The sequence below is a fragment of the Pantoea sp. RIT-PI-b genome (genome assembly GCF_001187905.1).
Lineage (GTDB): Bacteria > Pseudomonadota > Gammaproteobacteria > Enterobacterales > Enterobacteriaceae > Pantoea > Pantoea nemavictus.
Genome location: NZ_LGIS01000018.1, coordinates 109,529 through 125,112, shown reverse-complemented (window position 1 = coordinate 125,112; position 15,584 = coordinate 109,529). Strand labels below are relative to the sequence as shown.

The following is a 15,584-nucleotide window of genomic DNA, read 5'->3' as shown; positions in this document are numbered from 1 at the left end:
TTATGAGACGTCACTATGTTTACTGACACCCTGAATAAATGCGCCGCCAACGCGGCGCGCATTGTGCGTACTGCTCAGCACAGTCCGCTGGCTTTTTGGATCGGTTCAGCAATGGCCGGCGCCTATGTGGGCCTGGCAATTATCCTGATCTTCACCCTCGGTAATCTGGTCGATGCGGCTTATCGTCCACTGCTGATGGGAGCGACCTTTGGGATTGCGCTGACGCTGGTGATCATCGCCGGTTCCGAGCTGTTCACCGGTCATACTATGTTCCTCACCATTGGCGTGAAAGCCGGCACCATCAAACAAGGTCAGATGTGGTGCGTGTTGCCGCAAACCTGGTTAGGAAATTTGGTCGGCTCGGTGCTGGTGGCACTGATTTATTACTATGCCGCGGGTCCGCTGCTGCCAAATGCTGGCTCGCTGATCCACAGCGCGGCGCTGGCGAAAACCACGCAGCCGGCCATGGCACTGTTCTTTAAAGGCGCACTGTGTAACTGGCTGGTGTGCCTGGCGATCTGGATGGCGGTGCGTACGGAAGGGACGGCGAAGTTTATCGCCATCTGGTGGTGTTTACTGGCGTTTATCGCTTCCGGCTATGAGCACTCGATTGCCAACATGACGGTCTTTGCGCTGTCGTGGTTTGGTCAGCATAATGCAGACCTCACAATGAGCGGTATCGGCCACAATTTGCTGTGGGTGACGCTGGGCAATATGTTCTCTGGCATGGTGCTGATGGGCCTTGGCTACTGGTATGCCACGCCGCAGGCGCAACGCCCGCAGCCCGAAGCGCAAGCCGCGCCGCTCAAAGCGGTATAACACTTTTTTAGCCCGCCCCGTGCGGGCTTTTTTCAGGATGAGCTATGGACTACTTTCCGCTGTTTTGCCGCCTGCAGGGCAAACGTTGTTTATTGGTTGGCGGTGGTGATGTGGCTGAGCGCAAAGCGCGTTTGCTGCTGGATGCCGGTGCCGATCTGCACGTGGGCGCGCTGGATTTCTCCCCTGCCTTCCAGCAGTGGGCACAACAGGGAAAGTTGACTTTACTACCCGGCGCGTTTGATGAGCGCTGGCTCGACGGCTGCTGGCTGGTGATTGCCGCCACCGACGATGACGCGGTCAATCAGCAGGTTGGCGATGTGGCTGAGCAGCGTCGCATCTTCTGTAATCTGGTGGATGCACCACAGGAAGCCAGCGCCATCATGCCATCGATAATTGACCGCTCACCGCTGATGATTGCGGTGTCATCCGGCGGTCGTGCGCCGGTGCTGGCGCGTTTACTGCGGGAAAAACTCGAAGCGATGCTGCCACAGCATCTCGGTGAGCTGGCTGCACTAGCCGGTTCGTTGCGTAGCCGTGTGAAGCGCACCTTCGCCAGCATGGCGCAGCGCCGCGCGTTCTGGGAACGTTTTTTTGTTAGCGATCGTCTGGCACAAACCCTGGCAAATAATGATCGGCCGCGCGCGGAGCATATCGTCGAGACCTTATTCGATGCGCCGCTGTCGCAGCAAGGCGAAGTGGTGTTGGTGGGCGCCGGGCCGGGCGATGCCGGATTGCTGACGCTGAAAGGCCTGCAGCATATTCAGCAGGCCGATGTAGTGGTGTATGACCGCTTAGTCTCCGAGCCGATTCTCAATCTGGTGCGCCGCGATGCTGAGCGTATCTTCGTCGGCAAACAGGCCGGCCATCACTGCGTGCCGCAAGCGCAGATCAATCAGGTTTTACTTGAGCAGGCGCAGAGCGGCAAGCGCGTGGTGCGACTGAAAGGCGGCGATCCCTTTATCTTTGGTCGCGGCGGCGAAGAGCTTGAACTGTTGGCGCAGCACCATATTCCGTTTAGCGTGGTGCCGGGCATTACTGCCGCATCGGGCTGTGCTGCCTACAGCGGCATTCCGCTTACGCATCGCGACCACGCGCAAAGCGTGCGTTTCGTGACCGGCCATTTGCAGCAGCACGGGGAAATCGAATGGCGCAAGCTGGCCGCCGAGCAGCAAACGCTGGTGTTCTATATGGGACTGGCGCAGGCGCCTGAGATCCAGCAGCAGCTGTTGCAGCACGGCATGGATGCGACCATGCCAGTCGCGATTGTGCAGAATGGCACCACGCCGCAGCAGCGGGTCGAAACCGCAACCCTGGCTGAGCTGGCGACGTTAGCGCAGCAGTTTGTCAGTCCAGCTCTGATTATTGTTGGTCGCGTTGTGGAACTGCGCTCACAGTTACGCTGGTTCTGAAGCGGCAAAAAACTGTACAGCGCTGCGCTTTGTCGCCAGACTAATAGCCATCTTTCTCATTGATAAGGAGTTTCCATGCGCGTTGCTTCACTGGTTTGCGCGTTGCTATTGCCGCTAAGCGCGGTTGCCGCTGCTGCACCCGTTACCTGGTCGAACGTCGTCGGCGAATGGCAGGTGGTGGCGGTAACACCTAAGAAGGAGATGGGTCAGATCTACATTAAGAATGACCCGCAGTTTATGGGTGCGCGCGTGGCGTTTAAGCCGAATGCCATCAACTGGACGCGCGGTACCGCCGAACGCAGCATCAATCCTTCGGTCGATAACTGCGCAACTAAACCGCGTCTCACTGCCGCCAATGGCTCGGGGCAAGATCGTGATTTCACTTTCCGCTACGGTTTCAACGTGAGCTGTGGCAATAAGGCGTGGGGACCGGCACCGGGTGCCGTGCTGAGCGTGCTGGCTGACGGCAATGCCCGTCTGTTCTGGGATGGCGCCGAACTGGCGTTACATCGCATCAAATAAAAACGGCGGGGCATGATGACCCGCCGTTCTGCTCTATGCTGCAAGCCGTTTATGGCTGTGCGACAAAACCTACCGCTTCGTACACTTTCTTTAGCGTTTCCTGCGCATGCGCTCGGGCTTTCGCTGCGCCATCGCGCATCACCTGATTGAGCAGCTCTTCATCGTTGCGGAAACGATGATAACGCTCCTGCAAATCGGTCAGCATGCCTGAAACTGCATCCGCAACCGCGACTTTCAGATGGCCATACATTTTGCCTTCAAACTCCTGCTCCAGCTCGGCAATGGTTTTGCCTGTGACGCCAGCGAGAATGTCCAGCAGGTTAGAAACACCGGCTTTCTCTTTGATGTCGTAGCGCACCACGGGCGGCTCGGCAGAGTCAGTCACCGCGCGTTTGATCTTCTTCACTACCGCTTTGGTGTCTTCCAGCAGACCAATCACGTTATTACGGTTGTCGTCTGACTTGGACATCTTTTTGGTTGGCTCAAGCAGCGACATCACGCGCGCGCCCGATTTCGGAATGAACGGCTCAGGCACTTTGAACACGTCGCCATACAGCGCATTGAAGCGCTGCGCGATATCGCGGCTCAGTTCCAGATGCTGCTTCTGATCTTCGCCCACCGGCACCTGATTGGTTTGATACAACAGGATGTCTGCCGCCATCAGCACCGGATAATCAAACAGGCCGGCAGTGATGTTTTCCGAGTAACGCGCTGATTTATCTTTGAATTGCGTCATGCGGCTCAGCTCGCCGAAATAGGCGTAGCAGTTCAGCACCCAGCTCAGCTGCGCATGCTCTGGCACATGCGACTGAACAAAGATGGTACTTTTGGCCGGGTCGATGCCGCAGGCAAGGTACAGCGCTAAGGTATCCAGCGTGGCTTTACGCAGCGCAACCGGATCCTGACGTACGGTGATGGCGTGCAGATCGACGATGCAGTAAATGCAGTGGAAATCATCCTGCATCTGCACCCACTGACGCAGCGCACCCATATAGTTGCCAATGGTCAGTTCACCGGAAGGCTGGGCGCCGCTGAAAACGATGGGTTTGCTCATGTTATGTCCTGATAATCACAGCCCGATAGCGGGCAAAAGTTCGTCAAAAGAGTCGAGAGTTAAATCGGGTTGGCTTGTCGCAATCGGCTCGCCGTAGTTGTAGCCAAATGTCATGCCGATATTCGGCACGCCTGCTGCCTGGGCCGCGAGAATATCATTGCGCGAATCGCCGACAAACAGCAATTGTCCGGGAAGCACGCCAAAATGGCCGAGCACGAGGAAAATGGCCGCCGGGTGAGGTTTTTTCACCACCACATCATCGCCGCCGATAATCTGCGTAAAGTAATCAGCAATACCGAGTGACTTTAGCAGCGGCGCAACAAACGGCGTCGGTTTGTTGGTGACGATCGCCAGCGGCAGGCCTTGCGCCTGCAGCGCTGCCAACGTCTCTTTCACCTGCGGGAACAGCGTGCTGCCCGCTTCCACCGTTTGGGCGTAATATTTATCGAACAGTGCACGCGCATCACGTTGCTCTTCGGCATGCGGTTCGCGTCCCAGCGCCCACGTCAGCGCGCGGGTCATCATCACGTCGGCACCGTTACCAATCCAGGTGGAGGCTAATGCCAAACCCGGCGGCGGCAATTGCAGATCGGCCAGCGCATGATCGATGGCCTGCGCCAAACCCGGCGCGCTATCGACCAGCGTACCGTCAAGATCGAACGCCAGCGCGCGGATATCAGTGAAATGAGCCATTAACTTTCTCCAGTTCGCCACGCATCTCGTCGATCACTTTCTTGTAATCCGGATGACCAAAGATCGCAGAACCCGCGACAAACATGTCGGCACCGGCAGCAGCAATCTGGCCGATGTTGTCGATTTTCACGCCACCATCCACTTCCAGACGAATGTTATAGCCGCTTTGATCGATCAGGCGACGCGCTTCGCGCAGTTTGTCGAGCGTACCGGGAATGAAGGATTGACCACCAAAACCTGGGTTCACCGACATCAGCAGAATGATATCCAGCTTATCCATTACGTAGTCGAGGTAGTCGAGCGGTGTCGCGGGGTTGAATACCAAGCCCGCTTTGCAACCGTGCTCTTTGATCAGCTGCAGCGTGCGATCAACATGCTCGCTGGCTTCCGGGTGAAAAGTAATAAAGGTAGCGCCCGCTTTAGCGAATTCCGGGATCAATGCATCCACTGGTTTTACCATCAGATGCACATCAATAGGTGCAGTGATGCCGTAATCGCGCAGCGCTTTCAGCACCATCGGCCCCATGGTCAGATTAGGAACGTAGTGGTTATCCATCACATCGAAATGGACCACATCACCACCTGCCGCCAGCGCTTTGGCTGTGTCTTCGCCCAGACGAGCGAAATCAGCAGCAAGAATTGAAGGGGCCAGTAAAAATTGTTTCATCCGAATCTCCCAATTTTGTGCGCCAGCCGGAGCTGGCGTAATGCGTTGGTCGCGGACGAAACAGACTAGCGGAAAAGCGCCAGCAGTTCGTCGACCTGAGTGCGACCACTTATGCTTCGGCTGATGGAACGCCGGGCTTTGACTACGTGTAAATCCGCATTCTGATACCACTCGCGCGTGAGCACCGTGTCGTGGTTAGAAATCAGTACCGGGATGCGATTTTGCTGCGCCAGCTTATTGGCCAGTTCCGCCAGATGCTGCTGCTCGCGCAGGCTAAAACTGTTGGTGTGATACGCGGTAAAATTCGCCGTTGCCGAGAGCGGCGCATACGGCGGATCGCAATAAACCACTGAGCCTTCAGCGGCGTTGTTCAGAGTAACATCGTAAGATTCACAGACAAAGGTCGCTTTTTGCGCCCGTTCGGCAAACCACAGCAGCTCCGCTTCCGGGAAATAGGGCTTACGATAGCGACCAAAAGGGACGTTAAACTCCCCGCGCAGATTGTAGCGGCACAGCCCGTTGTAACCATGGCGATTGAGATACAGGAACAGCACCGCGCGCTGATATTCATCTCTGCTGGCATTGAATGCGATGCGCTGCGCGTAGTAGGTTTCCGCCGTGTTACCTTCGGCGTTGAAAAGCTGGCGCGCGTCTTCAATGAACGCTGCGGTACGCGTTTTGACGATGTTATAGAGATTGATGAGATCACCGTTGATGTCCGCCAGGTGATAGCGGTCATAATCGGTATTGAGGAATACTGAACCGGCGCCGACAAAGGGTTCGATTAGACAATCACCTTGTGGCAAATGACGACGGATGTCATCAAGGAGCGGGTATTTCCCTCCGGCCCATTTCAGGAAAGCGCGATTTTTTTTCATGCTGTCGTGGTTATTACATCTTAATTATTGGCTGTGGTGAAACCGACAGCAGCTCTGCGCTTTAAACGGGGCCACATCTGCGCAGCCCCACATCAATTACTGACTTTCTTTCTTCACCTGACTAAGCGGTTTCACCCAAGGATTCGCCGCACGCACTTCTGCTGGCAGTGATGCCACCGCGCGTTTCGCATCGGCTGGCGTGGCGTAAGCACCACTCACCAACACGTACCATGGCTGACCGTTGCGCGTGGTTTTATACACGTGATAACCGCTCAGGTTCTGTTTTCTCGCCCAGGCGTTCAGGCTCTCTTCTTTCGACGCACCGCTCAACTGCAGCGTGTAGTTGCCGCCCGATGGCAACGATTTGCTGGCGCTGCTGCTCGCAGGCGCCGCGTTACGCGCTGGCGTAGTGTGCGTGTTGTTCTCTTTCACCGGCGTCGATTTAGTCGCTGCCGGAGCTTTGTGCGTGGTGGTGCTGGCAGCGTGCGTCTCGCGTGCACCGTTGCTGGCATTACGCGGTGGGGTTTCCGCACGCATCGCTGGCGGCGTCATCGCCTTACCGTTGCCACTGACCGTTGCCGGTGCGGTTGGCAGCGAACTGTTACCCTGTGCGCCTTGTGCCGCAGCATCAACAGAACCCTGCTGATTGTTCAGCGCGGTGTTGAGATCGCCCGGCAGCGTGACACGCTGTTGGTTCGCTGGAGTATCAACGGTTTCGGCCTGAGTGGGCGTTGAAGATACCGGTGGCATCGAGATGGACTGGGCGTCGTTGCCCGCAGGTGCAGCCGCTCCCGCTGTAGTTTGCGCAGCGCCGCCATCAGCAGAAGGTGTGGCATTTTGCTGGCCGCTCATGGACGTCGAACCTGAAAGGTCGATGTTCTTTTCGCTGCCACCGGCTGAAGGTGCCGCGCCATTATTTGCGGTATTGGTTGCTGGTTTCTTCTCATCTGGACCGGTTAACGCCGAACCAATTCCCAGCACCACCAACAGCAGAACTAAAATACCAATACCCATCATCATATGCTGACGAGAAACCGGTACTTTCACTTTCGGCGCAGAAGACGATTTGCGTGACCGCGTCGGACGGCGGTCACTGGCGTCAGGTTTTAACTCGTCTTCCGGTTTGAACTCATCCATTTAGCCTCCTCCGTAAAACGACGCGCTTCCCACACGCCGCATCACCACTCATCACTTCTAATAATCAGGGTTTCTGGCAATCATTGATTGCTGCCAGCACCATATCATGAGCCACACCTGCACGCACTTCAGAGCGGCCAATAGCGAGAGGCAGCACCAGACGCAACTCGCCGGCCAGCACTTTTTTATCGCGCATCATGTGAGGCAGATAATCTTCCGCCGCCATGCTCGCCGGGCCATGCACCGGTAAACCGGCGCGCAATAGCAGCGCGATAATGCGATCGGTTTCAGCTGAAGTGAACTGCCCCAAACGCTCGGCGGTACGCGCGGCCATCACCATGCCAGCCGACACCGCTTCGCCGTGCAGCCAGTTGCCGTAACCCATATGCGCTTCAATCGCATGACCAAAAGTATGGCCCAGATTAAGCAGTGCACGCACACCGGTTTCGCGCTCATCAGCCGCGACCACTTCGGCTTTAAGCTCGCAGCAGCGACGAATGCAGTAAGCCATGGCTTTTTCATCCAGTGCCAGCAGAGCATCAAGATTCTGCTCCAGCCACAGGAAAAATTCGCCATCAAGAATAATGCCGTATTTGATCACTTCCGCCAGACCCGACGCGAGTTCGCGCGGCGGCAGAGTGGCCAGGCAATGGGTATCCACAACCACAGACGCGGGCTGGTAAAACGCCCCAATCATGTTTTTGCCAAGAGGATGGTTTACCGCGGTTTTGCCACCCACGGAGGAGTCAACCTGAGACAGCAACGTGGTCGGCACCTGAATAAAGCGCACGCCGCGCTGATAGCTGGCCGCAGCAAATCCGGTCAGATCACCAATCACTCCACCGCCCAGTGCAATCAGCGTGGTATCACGACCGTGCGGCTTTTTCAGCAGCGCGGTGAACACCTCGTCCATTACAGCCAACGTTTTGTACTGCTCACCATCAGGCAAAATGACCTGATCTACCTTCACTCCAGCCTTGCTGAGTAGCGCTGCCAGGGGTTCCAGATAGATCGGCGCCAGTGTCTGGTTTGTTACCAGCATGGCATTGTCGCCTGCTTTGAGCGGCCAAAAAGAAGCCGGATCGTTAAACAGTCCGGCAGCGATGGTGATGGGGTAACTGCGATCCCCGAGTGAGACAGTGATCTTCTCCATGATGACCGATACCTATTACTGAGCCCTCAGGGCGCTGGATTAGTTCTTTTCCAGCATGTTGATGATCTGATTGGCCACCACTTTTGCACTCTGATCGTCAGTGCGAATAGTGACATCAGCGATCTCTTCATAAAGCGGATTACGTTCACCTGCTAGCGCTTCCAGTACTTCGCGCGGCGGTGATTCAACCTGCAACAGCGGACGCTTTTTATCACGCTGGGTACGAGCAAGCTGCTTTTCGATGGTGGTTTCTAGGTATACGACCACACCACGGGCGGAGAGACGATTACGGGTCTCGCGGGATTTGACGGAGCCACCACCGGTCGCCAGGACAATGCCCTGCTTCTCGGTCAGCTCATTAATGATCTTTTCTTCACGATCGCGGAAGCCTTCTTCGCCTTCCACATCAAATACCCAGCCTACATCCGCTCCGGTGCGTCGCTCAATTTCCTGATCGGAATCGAAAAATTCCATATTGAGTTGCTGAGCCAACTGACGACCAATAGTGCTTTTGCCGGCACCCATCGGCCCAACCAGAAAGATATTGCGTTTCTCTGCCATTTTATCGGTATTACTAAGAATTCGTTGATGATACCCCGCGTTCAGCATAGCTGGCGGGACAGGAACTGAGACCTCATGAGCGTTAACAAGAGTCAGACGGAAAATTATCTCAACACTCATGGCCGTTTGGCAACCGAATAAATTGCCCCCGGCGACCTCTTAACAGGACCGGTCTGTGGTTCGCGAGACGGTAACGCACCTCCGCTAATCCGCTATATTTCGTGCTACAGGCACGCTGGCCGGGGTCATCCACCGTAATCGCTTACCAATGTAAGCACAGTGAATTCACTCATTTAACGTCCTACTGGAGCTCGAATTATTTTGGAGATATTTCTTTTGACGTCAGTATCGCTTGTGACCGACGTCATTCGGAAGGTTATTCTGCCGCGTTCCGTTACACCGTTTTGAAAATCGCTAAACCTTGTAAGCTAATTCCAGCCCTGCGTCAACGCAGTTGGCCTCACAGAACGAATTTTCCGCTTTATCCGGCAGTAAGCGCTGCTTCCCTGACCAGTCTGGGGGTAATAAAGATAACCAGCTCCTTTTTTTTCTGCTCGTCGGTCTGCTGACGGAACAAATTCCCCAGCAGCGGCAATTCACCCAGCCAAGGAACGCGTTTCTCGCTCTGCGTACGCTGCTGCTGGAAAATGCCGCCGAGCGCTAAGGTTTCGCCATCTCGAAGCGTTACCTGGGTTTCAATCTCCTGCTTATCAATACTCAGTACCTGATTATCGCCAATGTTGACGCTCCTTCCCGGCAGGTTCTGGCTCAATCTGAGTTTTAGCTGGATGCGTCCATTACCTAACACCACGGGTGTGACCTCCATACCCAGCACCGCTTCTTTAAATTCAATCGCCGTCGCCCCGCTATTACCTGACTTCACCTCATAGGGGATTTCCGTTCCCTGCTTGATAGTGGCGGTCTGTTGATGCGCGGTAAACAGGCGCGGGCTGGCGATAATTTCGATTTGGTTCTCCTGCTCCAATGCGCTTAATTCGAGGTTCAATAATTCGCCACTCACCTGGCCCAGCGTGACGCCGGCACGAAACGCCGGATTGCCCACTGCCAGGGGAATATCCAGCAGTGGATTACGCAGCGCCTGGGTCACGACTTCTGCTGGTGAAGTGCCCCAGTTAACGCCCAGCTCGCGCAGATGCTCTTCATTGATGGTGACGATGTGTGCAGCCAGCTCAACCTGCTCCAGCGGTAAATCTAATGCTTTTAACCAGCGCTCAGTGTCACGCAGCGCCTCGGTCGTATCGCGCAACAGCAGACTGTTGGTGCGACTGTCCACCGTCACGCTGCCACGTGGCGTCATCAAGGATCGCTCGGCTTGTAAGCTACGATAAATATCGCTGGCGCTGGCGTAATGCAGCGTCACGGTTCGTTGTTCCAGAGGCGTTTGCTGTTTTTCCTCCTCACGCTCTGCCTGCGCTTGTTGCGCCTGCAACTGTTGCCAGCTTTCTGGGTAAACCAACAGCACGCCCTCTTCCTGCACCACAGTAAGTTTTGCCAACTGTGTCACCAGGGCGAGCGCGCGCTCCCAGCCCACATTATCTAAGCGCAGCGAGAGGCGGCCCTCAACACCCGGTGCAATCAGCAGGTTAGTCTGCTGATAATCCGCCAGCGCCTGTAAAATGCGTTCAACCGGCGCATCATCAAACGTCAGGCTCAGGCGATCGTCACTGGCGCGCAGCGGGGCGCTCAGAGACAGCAGTATCAGTAGCGTCATCCATTTCATAAAAACCTCCTTTTATTACCCATGTGATTTGCTGGGGCGAACAACTTTGTGCCGCGTTCAGCACCAGCGTGTGTGCCGTAAGCTGCACGACTTGCCAGGGCGGCAGCGGAAAGGGTGTTTGCTCGGTCAGCCGATGACTTTTTCCCTGCGGAGAAACCAGCCACGCCACATAGTGCGGCGCTGCACCAATAATGCCCTGCAAACGCCAGCCTTGCGGCGCGGCAACCTGTGCCTGGCAAAGCCTTTCTGTCAGCGGCTGGAAAGGATCGCGCGCTAGCGCAAGGGAGCTGCAGAGCAGCAACAGCAGCGCGCTACTCCGCATCGTCACTCTCCAGCCAAAGTTGCGTGTTCAGTACGCCCTGCTCGGCTTGCAGCTGAAAACGCTGTGGTACGGCTAAGCGGGTCGTGGCGAGCTCGCTAAACAGCGGCAGAAACTGTGGCCAGATGAGCCGCAGCTGTAGCTGTTGCGGCTGGCTGTCCGGATGCCAGGCTTCCAGCTGGCTACCCCGTGCAGCAACAATTGTCTCCAGCGTTTGCTGCGCCGCCATGTCCGGCGCAGGTTGCTGCAGCGTGGCGATCTCATCCTGCAACAGATCAATGGCTGGAAAGAGTGCCAGCTGTTGCAAACGCTGTTGCTGCTGTTGCCTCATTTTTCCCAGCTGTTGCTGTTGCGCTTCATGCATCTGCTGCTGCGGACGAAGCACTACCCACCACATCAGCGCGAACAGCAGCAGCGATAACAGCAGTAATGCTACGATGCGTAGCGGTAGCGTTAACATCAGCCAGCGTTGCAGCAGATCATTCATCGGCCAACTCCTGTATGCGCGCATGCAGGGCGAAGCGATAATCGCCGCCGGACTGGCGCTGCACACCGCCCTGCTTCACGCTGCTGAACAACGGCTGCGTTATCAATTGATGACGAAAATCACTCACTGCCGCCATGCTCTGCGCCTGCCCCTCCAGCACCAACTGCCCTTGCCGCCGCTCAAGGCGATGTAGCCATAAGGTTTCAGGCATTAGTTCCGGCAATTGCTGCCAGAAATGCTGCCAGCGGTGGTGCTGATCTTGCCGCTGTTGCTGGGCGCGCTGCGCCTGAAGAAGTGACTCACGCAACTGCAGCAGCGATTGCTGCTGCTCAAGCTGCTGTTGCAGTGTGGTGAGGATGAAGGTGATATCCATCAGCGCTTCCGCCTGTTGCTGCCGTGCGATTGCGCCACGCCACCACAGCGCTGAAAGGATCAGCAAGGTGCACACCAACGTCAGTGCCAGCAGCGTGATGCTCTGCTGGCGCCGCCGCTGCCATTGCTGGATGCGCCAGGGAAGCAAGTTGACCGCCAGCATCAGGCATCCTCCGGGCGCAGTGCCAACCCAAGCGCGATAGCAAACTCCCCCTCCTGCTCGGGCAAAGGCGGTTGCAGATAGTGCAGCAGCGTAAACGGCTTGCAGCGTTTCACCTGCTCCTCAGGCAAGACCTGGGGTGACGTGCAGAGCACGCTCTCCATCTGTGGAAAGGTGTCACGCAGCTGCGCGAGAGTGAGGGGTTCGGTGGCTGCGCCTGAGGTGGTGCTTTCACCTGCCAGCGTCCATAGCCAGTGATCGCTAAGCGGATGAATCAATAGCTGATTGTGGCGTAAAGGCATGCGCATGCCGATTTGCGTCAGCGCCAGGCTACTCAGCTCAAATACGTCAGGTCTCAGACCCGCCTGTTTGAGCGGCGTCAGCCATTGGCCGATCACCTCGCGCCGCGCCGCAGTGACGCAAAGCTGCGAAGCCTTACCCGGCGATCGATAATCCAGCGATAGCGAAGCCGGCTCAACCGGGAAAAGACGCTGTGCGGAAGCCGCCACATAACGCCCTAATGCCGGTTCACGCAACGAGGTTTCCGGCAAGGGTAAGGTGCGTTGCAACACCAGCTGTGGCGGCAGACCAACGCGCAGCGAATAACGTTTCGGCAGATGGCGCTGCCAGCGTCCTAACATATCCAGTAACGCAGGCGTGGTTTGCAGCACACCGTTTCTTAACGTATCTTGCGGCAGCGTTTGTTGCCACCAGTGTCGCAACTGCCAACCATGACGACGGCGTTCAATGCCAAGGGCACAGATCTGCCCATTTTGGATGTCCAGTCCGATTTGCCAGCGCTCAAAAGCCATGCGCGCGATCTCCTTATCAATACCATTGAAGGGAATTAGGCCAATACTCGAAAGAATTGGCGTTGCAGGAAGTCGGCAATTGCATGAATCTCCAGCCGCTTACATGAGTTAGTGACTAGGGTGAGTACACCTGGCCAACGCACCGGCAACTTCAAGTCTGACGGGTATATCAAAGCGTCAGGCTTGTCTTTATACTACCGCGCGGTTGCTTATAAACTGCTCAAACGACAACAGATGGGAATTCTCAGGTGAAGTTCGTAAAGTATTTATTGATCCTTGCAGTGTGTTGCATTTTGCTGGGAGCCGGCACGGTTTATGGTTTGTACAAATACATAGAGCCGCAGCTGCCCGATGTGAACACATTGAAAGATGTGCGCCTGCAAACGCCTATGCAGGTTTACAGCGCGGATGGCGATCTGATCGCACAATACGGTGAGAAGCGCCGTGTGCCGCTGACCCTAAAGCAGATGCCGCCTGAGTTAATCAAAGCGTTTATTGCCACCGAAGACAGCCGTTTCTACGAGCATCACGGTGTCGATCCGGTGGGGATTTTCCGTGCTGCCAGCATTGCACTGATGTCGGGTCACGCATCGCAGGGTGCCAGTACCATCACCCAGCAGCTGGCGCGTAACTTCTTCCTCAGTCCAGAGCGCACCTTAATGCGTAAAATTAAGGAAGCGTTCCTGGCGATCCGCATTGAGCAGCTGCTGAGCAAAGATGAAATTCTTGAGCTGTACCTCAACAAGATTTATCTCGGCTATCGCGCGTACGGTGTGGGCGCTGCGGCGCAGGTCTACTTTGGAAAATCCATTGATCAGCTGTCGCTGAGCGAAATGGCGGTGATTGCCGGGTTGCCAAAAGCGCCTTCCACCTTCAACCCGCTCTATTCTCATACGCGTGCACTGTCGCGTCGTAATGTGGTGCTGGCACGTATGCTGGATCAAAACTACATCACGCAGCAGCAATATAACGAAGCGCGTAATGCACCGTTGACGGCCAGCTATCACGGCCCGGAAATCGCCTTCTCCGCACCTTATTTGAGTGAAATGGTGCGACAGGAGATGGTGAAGCGTTACGGCGATAAAGCGTATGAAGATGGCTATAAGGTTTACACCACCGTGACCCGCCACCTGCAGGAAGCCGCACAGCAGGCGGTGCGTAACAATGTGATGGCCTACGATATGCGTCACGGCTATCGCGGTCCGACTAACGTGCTGTGGAAAGTGGGTGAAGCTAGCTGGGATCAAACCCGCATCCAGAGCGCGCTGAAAAACTTGCCAACTTATGGCCCGTTGAATGCCGCAGTGATCACCAGTGCCAGCGTCGATCAGGCCACGGCTATGCTGAAAGATGGCAGTAGCGTCTCATTGAGCATGGCGGGCGTGCGCTGGGCGCGCCCTTACAAATCTGACACGCTGCAAGGCCCAACGCCGCGTAGCGTGACGCAGGTGCTGCAAGCCGGTCAGCAGATTTGGGTGCGTAAAGTGAATGATGATTGGTGGCTCGGCCAGGTTCCCTTGGTGAACTCCGCGCTGGTGTCGCTCAATCCTGAAGATGGTGCCGTACGCGCACTGGTCGGCGGTTTCGACTTCAACCAGAGCATGTTTAACCGCGCTACCCAGGCGCTGCGTCAGGTCGGCTCCAATATCAAACCGTTCCTGTACACCGCAGCGATGGATCGCGGTTTAACGCTGGCATCGATCCTCAATGACGTGCCGATTTCGCGCTGGGATGCGGGTGCAGGCGCCGACTGGCGTCCGAAGAACTCGCCACCTACCTATGCCGGTCCTATCCGTTTACGTCAGGGCTTGGGCGAATCGAAAAACGTGGTGATGGTGCGTGCGATGCGAGCAATGGGCGTAGATTACGCGGCGGAATACCTGCAGCGTTTCGGCTTCCCGGCGCAGAACATCGTGCATACCGAATCGTTAGCGTTAGGCGCGGCTTCGTTCACGCCAATGCAGGTGGTGCGCGGTTACGCGGTAATGGCAAACGGCGGCTTCCTGGTCGATCCGTACTTCATCACCAGGATTGAGAACGAACAAGGCGGCGTGATCTTTGAAGAGAAACCGAAAATTGCCTGCCCGCAGTGCAACTTGCCGGTGATCTATGGCGATACCAAAAAGTCGGTGGCGCTGAACGAAGAGAGCATTGAGAATGTCGCCACTTCCGAGCAATCGCAGAACCAAACTGTGCCGCAACCGGAGCTGGAGCAAGTCCCCGCGCAGCCGCAGCCGGGTGGCGATCAGCAATATGCACCGCACGTGATCAACACGCCACTGTCATTCCTGATCAAGAGCGCGCTGAACACCAACATCTTCGGCGAACCCGGCTGGATGGGAACCGGTTGGCGTGCAGGTCGTGACTTAAAACGTAACGATATCGGCGGTAAAACCGGTACCACCAACAGCTCGAAAGATGCGTGGTTCTCCGGTTACGGTCCGGGCGTAGTGACCTCAGTGTGGATTGGCTTCGATGATTCACGCGCGCTCGGTCGTTCAACGATGTCAGGCGCAATTCCAGATCAAATTTCCGGTTACGAAGGCGGTGCCAAGAGTGCTCAGCCAGCGTGGGATGATTATATGAAATCCGCGCTGGAAGGCGTGCCGGTTCAGCCGCTGACACCGCCAGATGGCGTAGTCACCGTTAATATCGATCGCGGTACCGGTAAACTGGCCAACGGCGGCAACTCGCGTCAGGAGTACTTCATCAACGGCACGCAGCCAACGGAATATTCGGTGCATGATGTAGGAACCACCATCATGGACAATGGCCAAAGCCACGAACTGTTCTGATCAAA

The 15,584-nt window shown here is 56.2% G+C and carries 16 protein-coding genes; 4 read left to right on the top strand and 12 right to left on the bottom strand.

What is annotated here, in order from left to right; all coding sequences use genetic code 11:
• The first annotated feature begins 15 nt into the window (after positions 1-15).
• The 3 genes from nirC (at position 16) to AC790_RS12140 (ending at position 2,750) form a co-directional block, all read left to right on the top strand.
• Positions 16-819 (top strand): nitrite transporter NirC, encoded by an 804-nt coding sequence (gene nirC / locus AC790_RS12150; RefSeq protein ID WP_007892254.1) that lies wholly within the window; start codon positions 16-18, stop codon positions 817-819.
• A gap of 44 nt (positions 820-863) precedes the next feature.
• On the top strand, positions 864-2,228 hold the full coding sequence (gene cysG, locus AC790_RS12145; RefSeq protein ID WP_049851945.1) for a siroheme synthase CysG: 1,365 nt from the start codon (positions 864-866) through the stop codon (positions 2,226-2,228).
• A 75-nt stretch (positions 2,229-2,303) separates the two neighbouring features.
• A complete protein-coding gene (locus AC790_RS12140) occupies positions 2,304-2,750 on the top strand; it encodes a hypothetical protein (protein ID WP_049851944.1) in 447 nt (148 codons plus the stop codon).
• A 49-nt stretch (positions 2,751-2,799) separates the two neighbouring features.
• Here the strand turns inward: AC790_RS12140 and trpS are convergent, their stop codons facing one another.
• From trpS to pilM, 12 genes are all read right to left on the bottom strand, one after another.
• Positions 2,800-3,804 (bottom strand): tryptophan--tRNA ligase, encoded by a 1,005-nt coding sequence (trpS, locus tag AC790_RS12135; protein ID WP_049851943.1) that lies wholly within the window; start codon positions 3,802-3,804, stop codon positions 2,800-2,802.
• 15 nt (positions 3,805-3,819) lie between these two features.
• Positions 3,820-4,497 (bottom strand): phosphoglycolate phosphatase, encoded by a 678-nt coding sequence (locus tag AC790_RS12130; protein WP_007892264.1) that lies wholly within the window; start codon positions 4,495-4,497, stop codon positions 3,820-3,822.
• On the bottom strand, positions 4,481-5,164 hold the full coding sequence (gene rpe, locus AC790_RS12125) for a ribulose-phosphate 3-epimerase (protein ID WP_007892266.1): 684 nt from the start codon (positions 5,162-5,164) through the stop codon (positions 4,481-4,483). The genes AC790_RS12130 and rpe overlap by 17 nt, the downstream gene beginning before the upstream one ends.
• Before the next feature lie 65 nt (positions 5,165-5,229).
• Positions 5,230-6,042, bottom strand: a complete 813-nt coding sequence (gene dam, locus AC790_RS12120; protein WP_049851942.1) for an adenine-specific DNA-methyltransferase — start codon at positions 6,040-6,042, stop codon at positions 5,230-5,232.
• A 96-nt stretch (positions 6,043-6,138) separates the two neighbouring features.
• Positions 6,139-7,179: an SPOR domain-containing protein gene (locus AC790_RS12115; protein ID WP_049851941.1), complete on the bottom strand. Its 1,041-nt coding sequence runs from the start codon at positions 7,177-7,179 to the stop codon at positions 6,139-6,141.
• Between the two features lie 64 nt (positions 7,180-7,243).
• On the bottom strand, positions 7,244-8,332 hold the full coding sequence (gene aroB, locus AC790_RS12110) for a 3-dehydroquinate synthase (RefSeq protein ID WP_049851940.1): 1,089 nt from the start codon (positions 8,330-8,332) through the stop codon (positions 7,244-7,246).
• A 39-nt stretch (positions 8,333-8,371) separates the two neighbouring features.
• Positions 8,372-8,893 carry a shikimate kinase AroK gene (aroK, locus tag AC790_RS12105; RefSeq protein ID WP_008107887.1) on the bottom strand — a complete coding sequence of 174 codons (522 nt, stop codon included), beginning with the start codon at positions 8,891-8,893 and terminating at the stop codon, positions 8,372-8,374.
• A 481-nt stretch (positions 8,894-9,374) separates the two neighbouring features.
• Positions 9,375-10,634: a DNA uptake porin HofQ gene (gene hofQ, locus AC790_RS12100; protein ID WP_072093422.1), complete on the bottom strand. Its 1,260-nt coding sequence runs from the start codon at positions 10,632-10,634 to the stop codon at positions 9,375-9,377.
• Positions 10,576-10,956, bottom strand: a complete 381-nt coding sequence (locus tag AC790_RS12095) for a HofP DNA utilization family protein (RefSeq protein WP_049851939.1) — start codon at positions 10,954-10,956, stop codon at positions 10,576-10,578. The genes hofQ and AC790_RS12095 overlap by 59 nt, the downstream gene beginning before the upstream one ends.
• Positions 10,946-11,440, bottom strand: a complete 495-nt coding sequence (locus tag AC790_RS12090) for a hypothetical protein (protein ID WP_049851938.1) — start codon at positions 11,438-11,440, stop codon at positions 10,946-10,948. Before AC790_RS12090 ends, AC790_RS12095 begins: the two co-directional genes overlap by 11 nt.
• Positions 11,433-11,975, bottom strand: coding sequence for a PilN domain-containing protein (locus AC790_RS12085; protein ID WP_049851937.1), 543 nt, complete (start codon positions 11,973-11,975; stop codon positions 11,433-11,435). The genes AC790_RS12090 and AC790_RS12085 overlap by 8 nt, the downstream gene beginning before the upstream one ends.
• The gene (gene pilM / locus AC790_RS12080) at positions 11,975-12,784 is read right to left on the bottom strand and encodes a pilus assembly protein PilM (protein WP_049851936.1); all 810 of its coding nucleotides are present in this window, start codon (positions 12,782-12,784) and stop codon (positions 11,975-11,977) included. The genes AC790_RS12085 and pilM overlap by 1 nt, the downstream gene beginning before the upstream one ends.
• 248 nt (positions 12,785-13,032) lie before the next feature.
• Between pilM and mrcA the strand changes: the two genes are divergently transcribed.
• Positions 13,033-15,579 (top strand): peptidoglycan glycosyltransferase/peptidoglycan DD-transpeptidase MrcA, encoded by a 2,547-nt coding sequence (gene mrcA / locus AC790_RS12075; RefSeq protein ID WP_049851935.1) that lies wholly within the window; start codon positions 13,033-13,035, stop codon positions 15,577-15,579.
• Positions 15,580-15,584: the final 5 nt, after the last annotated feature.